At 74.6% G+C, this 11,879-nt stretch carries 8 protein-coding genes; 4 read left to right on the top strand and 4 right to left on the bottom strand.

Features of this window, described 5'->3' with window-relative positions; translation table 11 throughout:
* Positions 1-168: 168 nt before the first annotated feature.
* Positions 169-1,050 (bottom strand): hypothetical protein, encoded by an 882-nt coding sequence (locus tag ACIPXM_RS00765; RefSeq protein WP_401650205.1) that lies wholly within the window; start codon positions 1,048-1,050, stop codon positions 169-171.
* Positions 1,051-1,148: 98 nt separating this feature from the next.
* Complete coding sequence (locus ACIPXM_RS00760; RefSeq protein WP_401650202.1) at positions 1,149-1,397, bottom strand: hypothetical protein; 249 nt, start codon at positions 1,395-1,397, stop codon at positions 1,149-1,151.
* Between the two features lie 273 nt (positions 1,398-1,670).
* On the opposite strand from ACIPXM_RS00760, the gene ACIPXM_RS00755 reads away from it, so the two are divergent.
* From ACIPXM_RS00755 to ACIPXM_RS00740, 4 genes are all read left to right on the top strand, one after another.
* Positions 1,671-2,732 carry a hypothetical protein gene (locus tag ACIPXM_RS00755; protein ID WP_401650199.1) on the top strand — a complete coding sequence of 354 codons (1,062 nt, stop codon included), beginning with the start codon at positions 1,671-1,673 and terminating at the stop codon, positions 2,730-2,732.
* Positions 2,733-2,876: 144 nt separating this feature from the next.
* A complete protein-coding gene (locus ACIPXM_RS00750; protein ID WP_401650196.1) occupies positions 2,877-3,806 on the top strand; it encodes a MurR/RpiR family transcriptional regulator in 930 nt (309 codons plus the stop codon).
* Positions 3,807-3,829: 23 nt separating this feature from the next.
* Positions 3,830-4,810, top strand: a complete 981-nt coding sequence (gene murQ / locus ACIPXM_RS00745) for an N-acetylmuramic acid 6-phosphate etherase (protein WP_401650193.1) — start codon at positions 3,830-3,832, stop codon at positions 4,808-4,810.
* A gap of 46 nt (positions 4,811-4,856) precedes the next feature.
* Positions 4,857-6,491, top strand: coding sequence for a PTS transporter subunit EIIC (locus ACIPXM_RS00740; RefSeq protein WP_401650190.1), 1,635 nt, complete (start codon positions 4,857-4,859; stop codon positions 6,489-6,491).
* A gap of 119 nt (positions 6,492-6,610) precedes the next feature.
* Here ACIPXM_RS00740 and ACIPXM_RS00735 read toward each other — a convergent pair whose 3' ends face one another.
* Together ACIPXM_RS00735 and ACIPXM_RS00730 are read right to left on the bottom strand one after the other, a co-directional pair.
* On the bottom strand, positions 6,611-10,150 hold the full coding sequence (locus ACIPXM_RS00735; RefSeq protein ID WP_401650187.1) for a FlgD immunoglobulin-like domain containing protein: 3,540 nt from the start codon (positions 10,148-10,150) through the stop codon (positions 6,611-6,613).
* A 159-nt stretch (positions 10,151-10,309) separates the two neighbouring features.
* Positions 10,310-11,812 carry an alpha/beta hydrolase gene (locus ACIPXM_RS00730; protein ID WP_401650184.1) on the bottom strand — a complete coding sequence of 501 codons (1,503 nt, stop codon included), beginning with the start codon at positions 11,810-11,812 and terminating at the stop codon, positions 10,310-10,312.
* Between the last annotated feature and the right edge of the window lie 67 nt (positions 11,813-11,879).

Below are 11,879 nucleotides of genomic sequence, written 5' to 3'. Positions count from 1 at the left end.
GGAGCGGTGGATGCGGAGTGCCCTGTGGGGCGTCGCTTCCCGTACCGCTCGCGCCGGTGCCATCACCGTAGATCCCTCCCTTCCGCGTCTTCGATCTGTTTGATGCCTGGTCAAAAGGTGGTGCTGGGCCCGGGTCCGGGCCCGGCCGGATCAGCCGTACGGGCCGGATCAGCCGTACGGGCCGGTGCGGCCGGAGACGAGCATCGAGCCGACCGGGGTGAGCACATGCCGTACTCCCTTGCCGACCCGGTGGGTGGTCACCAGACCCCCCTCGCGCAGCGCCGCCACATGCACGGAGGCCGTGCCGGAGCTGACCTGGAGCCGCTGGGCCAGCTCGGCGGTGCCGCAGCCGGAGCCGATGTTGCGCAGCGCCGCCGCCCGGCCGCGGCCGAGCAGCGCGCCGAGGCCCGCGGCCGGTTCGGCCTCCCCCGGGCCCGCCCACAGCCGGGCCCGGCCGGTCATCGGATAGACCACGACGGTGCCTTCGGCGGTGGCGTACACGGCGGTGTCGGTACGGAACGCCGACGGCGCCAGGACCAGGCGCCGGGCCGCGCCGTCCGGCCGGTCCGTCTCCGTGACGTCGAGCCCGGGCAGCCCGGCCACCGCGCGCTGCGCCCCGAAGACCGCCAACTCGTGGGCGCGCAGGGCCAGATCGCCGTGGAGCGCGGCCCGGAGCACGGCCCAGTGCGCGGTGAGCGCGTACCGGTGGAAGCCGCGCAGCACCGGGGCGGCGGGCCCCAGCTCGCGCAGTTCGTCCTCCAGCCAGTTGGTGCGGTGCCCCGAGAGGCGCAGGACGGCGGCGGCGGCGAACTCCCCTCCTCGGTCCGCCACCAGCTCCGTCGCCGCCTTCGCGTACCGGGCCGCGTCCCCGCCCGTACCGCCCGGTCCCCCGACCGGCCCCCCGCCCGCCGCCCCGACCGTCCCGGCAGGCCCACCCGTACTGCCCGGTGTCCCGCCGCCGAGCACCGCGCGCCGCCAGCCGGCCAGGGCCGGGTCCGGGGTGCGCAGGGCGCGGGCCGCGGCCACGGTCTCCAGGAGCGGCGAGACCATGAACCGGCACTCGGCGAGCGCCTGGGCGGTGGTGCTCAGCGCGGTCCGCTCGGTCCGTGCGCGCCGCTCGGGCCGTGCGGTCCGGCCGGGCCGCGCGTTCAGACCGCACCACCCGTCGGGGTGACGTCCCAGCCGGTGTGCTCCTTGGTGACCGGCGGCGGCACCTCGGTGGTGGGACCGGCGGCGCTGACGACCGTCCCGCCGGTGACCGGCGGGGTGTCCCAGCCGGTGTGGTCGGCGCCGGTCACGGTGGCCGTCGAACCGTCGACGACGACGGCGACCGTCAGCGTCATGGCCCCGATGAACGCCGCGCACACCAGCTCGCGGACACGCAGACGAACGGACATGGTCCCTCCCCAGGGTTCCAGCTCGGCCCACCCCCCCGGCGGGCCGTTGCCATGACTCTGTCTCCTCGCACCCGTACGGCGCGATGCCCCACGGCTGTCACGAAACGGCAGGCAACAACCGGACAGTGGCCGCAACCCTCTGACCAGCGGGTTTATCCTGACCCTCAGGGCGCCAAGCCGTCTCGCTCCTTGAACACCTGCTTTGCACGGGGCTCGCTATGGCGCGAAACTGCTCTTGACCCGGCAGGCCGCGGCGTGGGGAGGGGGAACCGAATGCTGCCCAGTCTCGACCAGGACACCGTGCGCGTGTACGCGGCGCTGCTCGCCCGCGCCCAGCGCACCCCGGACGAGCTGGCCCAGGACTGCGGGCTGCCCGCCACGTCCGTACGGGCCCTCCTCGCCGATCTCACCGAGCTCAGGCTCGCGACGTCGGCGGACGGCGAGCACTGGTGCGCGATCAGCCCCGACGCCGCCGCGGCCGAACTGCTCGACCCGGTGGAGGGTCGGCTGCGGGCCCGGCAGCACGCCCTGGAGCAGCAGCTGGAGGAGGCGCGCGGGCTGCGCAGATCGCTCGCCGACCTGGGGCCGCTGTACTACGAGAGCCGCCGCGGCTCGGCGCCCGCCAGCGGGCTCGACCTACTGTCCGGGGCGGAGACCGTACGGGCGGCGCTGACCGCCGCCGCGTACGAGTGCCGCGAGGAGGTCCTGGCGATCCAGCCGGGCAGCGTGCACCGGCAGGCCGCCCTGGAGGACGCGGCGCCCCGGGACATCGCGGCGCTCGCCCGCGGCGTCCGGCACCGCTTCCTCTACCACCACTCGGCCCGGGCCAACCTGGCGCTGCGCGCGTACGTGAACCGCGTGCACCCGGCGGGCGCGGAGATCCGCACGGTGCCCGAGGTGTACGCGCGGATGATCGTCTTCGACCGCAAGACGGCGTTCCTCGCCTCGCCCGAGGCGTCCGCCGCCGAGGGACAGCCGACGGAGACCGTGCCGAGCGCCCTGGTGGTGCGGGACTCGACGGTGATCGCGCACCTCTGCGGCATGTTCGAGATCCTGTGGCAGGACGGCACGCCGCTGCTGCCCGGCGAGAGCGGGTACGGCAAGGCGGGCGAGGAGATGGGCAAGGCGGTCGCCGAGCTGCTCGCCCAGGGCCTCAAGGACGAGGCGGTGGCCCGCAGGCTCGGCGTCTCGGTGCGCAGCGCGCGCCGCCACATCGCCGCGCTCGTGGGCGAGCTGAAGGCGGAGAGCCGTTTCCAGGCGGGGGTGCTCGCGGTCCGTTCGGGCCTGCTGCGCGAGGACGCCCCGGACGCCGGGACCGCCGAGCACACGGCCTGAGCCCTCCCTTTTCCCCTCCCCCTTACCCCTCCCCTTTCCCCTCTTCCTCAGCCCTCCCGCACCCCGTCACGGGACCAACGGCCCGCCCTTATCCGGGCCCAACGGGGTCTTGACGCTCCCCTTGCCTGAAAATATCTTTCAAGTGTGACCAGTGAAGTGAAGGAAAGTTTCGGGGCCGCGCAGCCGCCCGCGGCGCCGCCCGCGCCCGCCGCGCTCGCGGCCAAGGTGCGCACCCTCGGCCCCTCCATGACCCGCTCCATGCAGCGGGTCGCCGAAGCCGTCGCCGGGGACCCGGCCGGCTGCGCCGCCCTCACGGTCACCGGGCTCGCCGAACTCACCGGCACCAGCGAGGCGACCGTCGTCCGCACCGCCCGGCTGCTCGGCTACCCGGGCTACCGCGACCTGCGGCTCGCGCTCGCCGGGCTCGCCGCCCAGCAGCAGTCCGGCCGGGCGCCCGCCGTCACCGCCGACATCGCCGTCGACGACCCGGTCGCCGACGTGGTCGCCAAGCTCGCCCACGACGAGCAGCAGACCCTCGCCGACACCGCCGCCGGACTCGACACCATCCAGCTCGGTGCCGCCGTCGCCGCCGTCGCCGCCGCCCGCCGCATCGACATCTACGGCGTCGGCGCCTCCGGCCTCGTCGCCCAGGACCTCGGCCAGAAGCTGCTGCGCATCGGCCTGATCGCGCACGCCCACAGCGACCCGCACCTCGCGGTCACCAACGCCGTCCAGCTCCGCTCCGGCGACGTCGCCATCGCCATCACCCACTCGGGCTCGACCGGCGACGTCATAGAACCGCTGCGGGTCGCCTTCGACCACGGCGCCACCACGGTCGCCGTCACCGGCCGGCCCGACGGCCCGGTGGCCCAGTACGCCGACCACGTGCTGACCACCTCCACCGCCCGCGAGAGCGAACTGCGCCCCGCGGCCATGTCGTCCCGCACCAGCCAACTCCTGGTCGTGGACTGTCTGTTCACCTGCGTCACGCAGCGCACGTACGAGACGGCGGCCCCTGCCCTCGCCGCTTCGTACGAAGCCCTCGCCCACCGCCACTCCCCCCGCAACCGCTGAAGCAAGCACGAGAGAGCCGCCCCATGTCCAGCACCCCCACGTCAACGACGACGTACTCCGCACTGCGCGCCCAGCTCGCCACCCTCACCACCGAGGCGTTCCGCCCTGAGCTGGCCGAGATCGACCAGCTGCCGACGCTGGACCTCGCCCGGCTGATGAACGGCGAGGACCAGACCGTGCCCGCCGCCGTCGCCCGGCAGCTGCCGGCCATCGCCGCCGCCATCGACGCCACCGCCGAGCGGATGGCGCGCGGCGGACGGCTGATCTACCTGGGTGCCGGTACGGCGGGACGGCTCGGCGTCCTCGACGCCAGCGAGTGCCCGCCCACCTTCAACACCGACCCCTCCGAGGTCGTCGGCCTGATCGCGGGCGGCCCGTCCGCCATGGTCAAGGCCGTCGAGGGCGCGGAGGACTCGGCCGAGCTGGCCGCCGCCGACCTCGACGCGCTCGGCGTCACCGAGGCCGACACCGTCGTCGGCATCTCCGCCTCCGGCCGCACCCCGTACGCGATCGGCGCCGTCGAGCACGGCCGCCGGATCGGCGCGCTCACCATCGGCCTGTCCTGCAACGCGGACAGCGCGCTCGCGGCCGCCGCCGAGCACGGCATCGAGGTGGTCGCGGGACCCGAACTCCTCACCGGCTCCACCCGGTTGAAGGCGGGCACCGCGCAGAAGCTGGTGCTCAACATGATCTCGACGATCACCATGATCCGGCTCGGCAAGACCTACGGGAACCTGATGGTCGACGTCCGCGCCTCCAACGAGAAGCTCCAGGCCCGCTCGCGCCGCATCGTCGCGCTCGCGACCGGCGCCCCCGACGAGCAGATCGAGACCGCGCTCGCCGCCGCCGACGGGGAGGTGAAGACCGCGATCCTGATGATCCTCGCCGACCTCGACGCCCCCACCGCCGAGCGCCGCCTGACCGATTCCCGGGGCCACCTGCGTGCGGCGCTGCACGCGACCGACCCGGCGGACGCCACCGCCGCGGCCGACCCGGCCCCGTAGCCCCACCCCGACCCCCTTCCCCCCGCACCGAAAGCACCACCGCACCATGAGCAAAGACGACAAGAACCGCGCCATTGCCGCCGCGATCCTCCCCCTCGTCGGCGGCCCCGAGAACATCAGCTCCGTCGCCCACTGCATGACCCGCCTGCGGCTGGGCCTGCGGGACCGCTCGCTCGTCCAGGACCAGGCCCTGAAGGCCCTGCCGTCCGTGATGGGTGTGGTGGAGGACGACACGTACCAGATCGTCCTCGGTCCGGGCACCGTCGCCCGGGTCACCCCCGAGTTCGAGGCCCTGATCGCCGAGGCCCCCGCCACCGCCCCGGCCGCCCCCGGCCAGGCCGGTCAGCCCGGTCAGCCCGGCCAGTCCGGTCACAGCGCCGACGAACTCGCCGCGCAGGGCGCCGCGTTGAAGGCGCAGCAGAAGGCGAAGAACGCCACCCCGTTCAAGCTCTTCCTGCGCAAGATCGCGAACATCTTCGTCCCGCTGATCCCGGCGCTGATCGGCTGCGGCATCATCGCCGGACTCAACGGCCTGCTGATCAACCTCGGCTGGCTGCCCGGCGTCACCCCGGCGCTCGCCGCCATCGCCAGCGGCTTCATGGCCCTGATCGCCGTGTTCGTCGGCTACAACACCGCCAAGGAGTTCGGCGGCACGGCGATCCTCGGCGGCGCGGTCGCCTCCATCATCGTCTTCGCGGGCGTCGCGAAGATCGAGGTCTTCGGCCAGCAACTCTCCCCCGGCCAGGGCGGCGTCCTCGGCGCGCTCGGCGCGGCGGTGCTCGCGGTGTACGTCGAGAAGTGGTGCCGCCGCTGGGTGCCGGAGTCCCTGGACGTCCTGGTCACCCCGACCCTCACCGTGCTGATCTCCGGCCTCGTCACCATCTTCGGCCTGATGTTCCTGGCCGGTGAGATCTCCCAGGGCATCGGCGACTTCGCCAACTGGCTGCTCGCCAACGCGGGCGCGGGCGCCGGTCTGCTGCTCGGCGGCCTGTTCCTGCCGCTGGTGATGCTCGGCCTGCACCAGGCCCTGATCCCGATCCACACCACCCTGATCGAGCAGCAGGGCTACACCGTACTGCTCCCGATCCTGGCGATGGCGGGCGCGGGCCAGGTCGGCGCGGCCATGGCGGTCTACCTGAAGCTGCCCCGCAACGGCTCCATCCGCCGCACCATCAAGTCCGCCCTCCCGGCCGGTTTCCTGGGCGTCGGCGAGCCCCTGATCTACGGCGTCTCGCTGCCGCTGGGCCGCCCGTTCATCACCGCCTGCGTCGGCGGCGCGTTCGGCGGCGGCTTCGTCGGCTTCTTCAACATGCTGGGCGACAAGGTCGGCTCCACCGCGATCGGCCCGTCCGGCTGGGCGCTCTTCCCGCTGCTCGACGGCAACAAGGGCCTCGGCGGCACCATCGCGATCTACGCGGGCGGCCTGCTCGTCGGCTACGCGGTGGGCTTCGCGGCCACCTACTTCTTCGGCTTCAGCAAGGAGCTGATCGAGGAGTTCAACGTGGACGCGGAGGCGGAAGCGGCGGCGGAGTCGGAGTCGGAGTCGGAGTCGGAGACCAACGAGGCTCCGACGGCGACCACCCCCGGCACGGAGACCCCGGGGACCCCCGGAGCCGCGACCCCCGGAGCCGCGACCCCGGGCCAGGACCCTTCCCCGGCCCCGGCGCCCGCGAAGGTCTGACCCGGCACACCACGACAAGAGAGGGCTCCCGGTACGGCCAGTACCGGGAGCCCTCTCTTGTCGTGCCGCCGCCGTCCCGCGGCGTCCGCCGTCAGCCGTCAGCCGTCAGCCGTCAGCCGTCAGCCGATGAAGTACCCGGCCACGTCGACGATCACGTCCACCGTCCCCGCCCGGTTGTACACCGTCACCCCGCCGATCGGGCTCACCGGCGACGTCATCAGGTTCGGCATCGTCTGCCCGGCCGCCAGGTGCACCCCTGCCAGGTCCGGCCGGGGCTTGTCCTCGGCGTACACCGACACATAGGTGGCGCCGCTCGCGTTCGTCGTCGTCACGTTCATCACCACGGCCGACACCCCTGACTTCGGCACCCCGCCCCAGCCCACCGGGTACAGGGCGACCTTCTTGCCGGGGCCCAGCTTGGCCGGCGGGGCGCCCGGCAGACCGGCCCGGCTGTCGTACAGCCTGCTCGGTGTCAGCGCCTGGAACAGCGCCCCGGATCCGGTGCCCGTGTAGTAACCCGCCACGTCCGCCAGCAGATCCGTCGTCCCCGCGTGGTTGTAGAACACCACCTTGCCGTCGACGACCGGCACCACGACCTGGTTCGCCACCGTCGTCCGCGCCAGGGCGTTCACGCTGGACGTGGCCGGGCGGGGACGGCCCGACGGGTACACGGAGACGAACGTCGACGCGCTCGTACCGGTCGCGGTCACGTTCATCACGACCGCCGTGACGCCCGTCGCGGGCACCCCGCCCCGGCCGGCGACCGGCAGCGTGACCGTGCCGGCGCGGCCGACCTTGCCCTTGCGCACCCCGACCCCGGACCGGGTGTCCAGCACCCGGGTCGCCGCCAGTGGCCTGAAGCGGGCGCCCTCGCCGTCGTTCGTGTAGTAGCCCGCCACGTCCGCGAGCAGCCGGACCCGGCCCGCGCGGTTGTAGAAGCTCACCTTGCCCGTGCCGAACGGGACGACCACCAGGTTCGACACCGGACGCCCGGGCACCACGTTGAGGTTCGAGGCGCTGGTACGGGCCGACGCCGCCGGATGCACCGAGACGAAGGTCGCCGCCGACGCGTCGGCGGCGGTCACGTTCAGGACCACCGCGGACACCCCGGACCTCGGCACCCCGCCCTTGCCCGCGACGTCGAGGGTGACCGTGGCCCCCGCGCCGACCGGCCGCTTCGCCACACCGAGCCCGGCGCCGGTGTCCATCAGCCGGGCCGGTGCCAGCGGCCGGTAGCCGCCCGCGGCGCCGGTCACCGTGAAAGCGCCGACGGCCCGGGCCTCCGCGCCGCCGTCCGTCGGCCGGGCGGTCGCCGTCCATGTGTACGAGCCGTTCGGCACGCCCTTCCCCGCGGCGTTCCTGCCGTCCCAGGCGACGGCGATCCGGCTGCGTACGGCGCCACCGTCATAGGTACGGACGACCGTCCCCGTCACCGTGTCGGTCACGGTCACCCGCCACGCGCTCGCGGGCCGGTTCAGCCACCACGCCCAGGACGTGGGCGACTGCCGGTTCCAGGTCGCGTCGGCGCGCCGGTCGGTGACGCGCAGCGGTGTGGCGGCCCTGCTCAGGGACACCGTACGGAGGTTCCGCTCGGTGTCGGCGAACGCGAGGAGGCCGGTGTTCGGGTCCAGGTCCCAGGCCGCGAAGGCCCGGGCGTCGAGCGCGGTGCTCCGCCACGCCACGGCGGCGGTGCCGGACCGGACGTCGACCACGGTCAGTTCGTCGACGTACAGGTCGGCGGTGGGCCCTGCGACGACCACATAGCCGTGGCCGAGCAGTGTCTCCACGGCGCCGGCGCCGATCAGCCCTCCACCGGAGATCCGCCGCCCGGTCGCCAGATCGACCACCACACTGCCCGTGGAGTCGTACGCGCAGGCGAGCAGCGCCCAGTCACCGGTCACCTGGAACGACTTGAGCGTGCAGGTGCTGCCCGTGGCCAGCGGTGCGGTGGCGGTTCCGGTGGCCAGGTCGAGACCGCTGACGGCCCGGCCCTTCAGCATCCACAGGGTGCCGCCGGACAGGGCGGCCCCGGCGACGGCCGGGTCGGTGCCGGTCCACACGATCCGGCCGGTGTCGAGGTCCAGGACGATCCGCACGCCCTTGGCGGTCCGGCCGAGCACATGGCGGCCGGAGCCGCTGACGAGCGTCCGCGGCCGGGTCGCCGGGTCGGTGAAGCGCCACACCTTGTCCTGCGCGGCCGGTGCGTCCGCTCCTTCCCGGACCCGCACGACCGTCGTGCACCCGCGGCACGGACCGTTGTCCTCGGTCCCCAGCAGGACCTGGCGGCCGTCCTCCATGGTGAGGGGCGCTTCCTCGCACCAGTCCTCGCCGTCGAGGGCCCGGCAGGTGCGGACCGGGTCGAGGCCCGGGACCGGCGGCTCGGCCGCCCACCCGACCTCATGGGTCCGCACGGTCCGGATGCCCCGGTCCTCCACATACGTCAACCGCCCCTGTCCGACCCGCACCGAGCTCCGCTTCGCGGCGACGGCCGGGACCGTCTCGATCAGCTCCGCGGCGGGGGCGCCCGCCGCGTCGAGGGCGATCCGCCGCAGGCCCCAGTGCGTGGCGTCGGTGCCGCCGGCCGCGTACAGCGTCCCGTCCGCCCCCGCCACCAGCGACGTGGCGGCCTTGGGCAGCACGGTGAGCGCCGTGCCGTTCGTCAGGTGCACCGCGCGCAGCGGCCCCCCGCTGTTCCGGTCGGTCGCGAGCACCCAGTCCCCGAGGGTCCGTACCGCCCCGAGCCCCTCGGGCGTCGGGACCCGCACCTCGCGGGACGTCACACCGTCCGCGCGGGAGACCAGCCGCACGACCGGGTCGCTCCAGTGGTCCGGATCTTCGAACTGGACCAGCCAGTCCTGGGTGAGCGCGTAGCCCGGCCCCCACACGTCCGGGAAGCCCGCGGGCACCGGACGGAAGGTCGCCGAGGCGAAGTCGACCAGGCCGTAGTCGATCTTCCCGTCGCTCACGTACGAGAGAAAGGCGCCGCGCCCGTCCTGGCCCAGGAGGGTGGGCGACGAGGTCATCCGGACCGTCTCCGGCAGGTCGATCCGCACGTCGGCGGGGGCCTGCCCGCCGGGTTCGACGGCCAGGCCGAGCAGATGCAGGGCGCCCGCGCCGTCGCCGCCCGGGGCCCAGCTGAGCGCCTGGTCGGCGGTGTGGGCGCCCGTCCAGCGGTGGCCCTCGGGCCGGTCCCGTACCCGCTCCGCCGGATGTTCCGGCCCGCCGTCCGCGAGATCGCGGACCCGGAAGGTCGCGGCCTCCGGCAACGTGCCGCAGAAGACGGTGTCAGCGTTGACCGGGCCGTCGCAGCCGCCGACGGCCTCGGAGATCCCGGTGGCGGGGTTCCACCAGCGCCGGTCGAGCCGCCCCTGGGATCCGCCGGACCGCCAGCTGACGCCCGTGCCCGCCCCGTCCAGGGTGACATCGCGGGGCGTGTCGTGGGGTGCCGCGGGGATCGTGGTCTCCCCGACGACCAGCGGTTGGGCCGCTCCGGGGACCTCGGGCCCCGGTGGCTCCGCCGCGGTGGCCGGTCCGCCGCCCAGCAGCGCGAGGCCGCCGAGCACGGTGGCCAGGCCGAACACCACGGCGTTGCGGACCGCCGGTCCGCCGAAGGATCCGGCACGACCAGGACGTACCGGATGAACAGGACGACGCGCCAACGAAGGCCCCTCCCCAGGAGATCGCGCACGAGGGAGGGCTCATGTCGCACGGGCCCCCCGGCCCCGCTCCCTCGGCAACTTCGGCGACCTTAGCAGCAGTCGCGGCGCCGCTCCGGGGCCGGCCGCCGGAGCCCGCCGCCGGGCCCCTCGTCGCGCGTCTCAGCAGGTCACATCGGCGGCCGGACGCTCACCCGTCAGCAGGAAACGGGTGACCGTCCGGTCGCCGCACGCGTTCCCGCCGTTCAGGTACATGCCGTGGCCGCCCTGGTCGACGGAGACGAGCCGGGCCCGGTCGCCGAGCGCCGCGCGCATCCGCAGGCCCGCCGAGTGCGGGGTCGAGGGGTCGCGCAGGCTCTGGATCATGAGGATGTTGGACGGGCCCTCGTCGGTGAGCCGGGTCGGGCGCTCGGCCGGGGCGTCCTTCCAGAAGTGGCACGGGGTGACGTTGACCGGCATCCCGGCGGTCAGCGGGTGCGCGGCCCGGTCGGCGGCGACCGCCCGGGCGATCCGGCCGACCGTGCCGCGCCAGCGGACGTCGTTGCAGATCACGCCGATGGTGACGGCCGCGTCCGCGTCCGGCATCGCCGCCGTGAGCTGCGGCGGGAGCGCCGGGGTCGCGCCCTCGGTGGCGGCCTCCTTGATCAGCCGGGCCAGCGGCTCGAACTGGGCGTCGCCGTAGAGGGCGTTCTGCAGCGTCTGGCGGAGCAGGTTGCCGGTGAGCGGGACGCCCGGCGTCGTCGACGGCTTGGGCGTGCGGTCGAGGCGGGCGGCCAGGTCGAGGAAGAACGGGCGGACGTCCTCGGGGCGTTCGGCGATCCGCAGCGCGGCCGGGCGGGCCGGGTCGGCGGCCCAGGCCGCGAAGTCGGGGAACCGGTCGTCCGCGCCGCGCGCCATCCCGGCGAGCCAGCCCTGCGCGACCTTGCGCGGATCGGGGTCGGCGCTGCTGTCGAGCACGATCCGGTCGGTGTGCCGGGGGAACTTCTGCGCGTACTGGGCGGTGACGTAGGTGCCGTACGAGTTCCCCCACGCCGACAGCTTCCGCTCGCCGAGCGCCCCGCGCAGCCGGTCCATGTCACGGACCTCGTTGGCGGTGGTGAGACTGCGCAGTTCGGGTCCGCCGTTGCGGGCGCACGCCTCGGCGACCCGACGGGAGCGGGTCACGTTCTCGTCGATGGAGCCGTCGGCGCCGGGCCACGAGCGCAGCGTGGTGAGATGGCGGTCGCCCTCGTCGAGCCCGCAGTACGCCTTCATGCTGCCGCCGACCCCGCGCGGGTCGAACGCCACCAGGTCGTACGCGCCGCCCAGCGCGTCCCGCAGCGCCGGGCCCTTCGCGGTGAGCCGCTGCACCCCGGAGTTGCCGGGGCCGCCGGGCACGACGAGCAGGGCGCCGCGCCGGGCCGCCGGGTCGGTCGAACGGATCCGGGAGACGGCCAGATCCACCTGGCGGCCGTCGGGGTCCGCGTAGTCGAGCGGCACCTTCAGGGTGGCGCACTGCTGGCCGAGCCCGGCGGGCCCGCAGGCCGTCCAGTCGAGGGCGGCGGACCCAGGGGCGGAGCCCGTGGCGGCGGCCGGAAGGGCGACGGCGGCGGTGGTGGCGGAGACGGTGGCGGAGAGGGCGAGCGCGAGGGCCGCGGCGGTCCGTGCGAGCGGGTAAGTCGTCATGCGCACAGCCTTGTTGATCAGCCATCAGCTCCCCATCCGGCAGGCACGCGGGTACGGGGTGGGGCCA

Origin of the sequence: Streptomyces sp. NPDC090025, from assembly GCF_044748125.1 — a bacterium.
GTDB lineage: Bacteria > Actinomycetota > Actinomycetes > Streptomycetales > Streptomycetaceae > Streptomyces.
This window is presented reverse-complemented; position numbering and strand designations above follow the sequence as displayed.

What these genes read in the sequence shown, in the direction of transcription:
- ACIPXM_RS00765 (WP_401650205.1), bottom strand. Translation starts at nt 1,050, where the DNA reads ATGGTCTCGCCGCTCCTGGAGACCGTGGCCGCGGCCCGCGCCCTGCGC.
- ACIPXM_RS00760 (WP_401650202.1), bottom strand. Translation starts at nt 1,397, where the DNA reads ATGTCCGTTCGTCTGCGTGTCCGCGAGCTGGTGTGCGCGGCGTTCATC.
- ACIPXM_RS00755 (WP_401650199.1), top strand. Translation starts at nt 1,671, where the DNA reads ATGCTGCCCAGTCTCGACCAGGACACCGTGCGCGTGTACGCGGCGCTG.
- murQ (WP_401650193.1), top strand. Translation starts at nt 3,830, where the DNA reads ATGTCCAGCACCCCCACGTCAACGACGACGTACTCCGCACTGCGCGCC.
- ACIPXM_RS00740 (WP_401650190.1), top strand. Translation starts at nt 4,857, where the DNA reads ATGAGCAAAGACGACAAGAACCGCGCCATTGCCGCCGCGATCCTCCCC.
- ACIPXM_RS00730 (WP_401650184.1), bottom strand. Translation starts at nt 11,812, where the DNA reads ATGACGACTTACCCGCTCGCACGGACCGCCGCGGCCCTCGCGCTCGCC.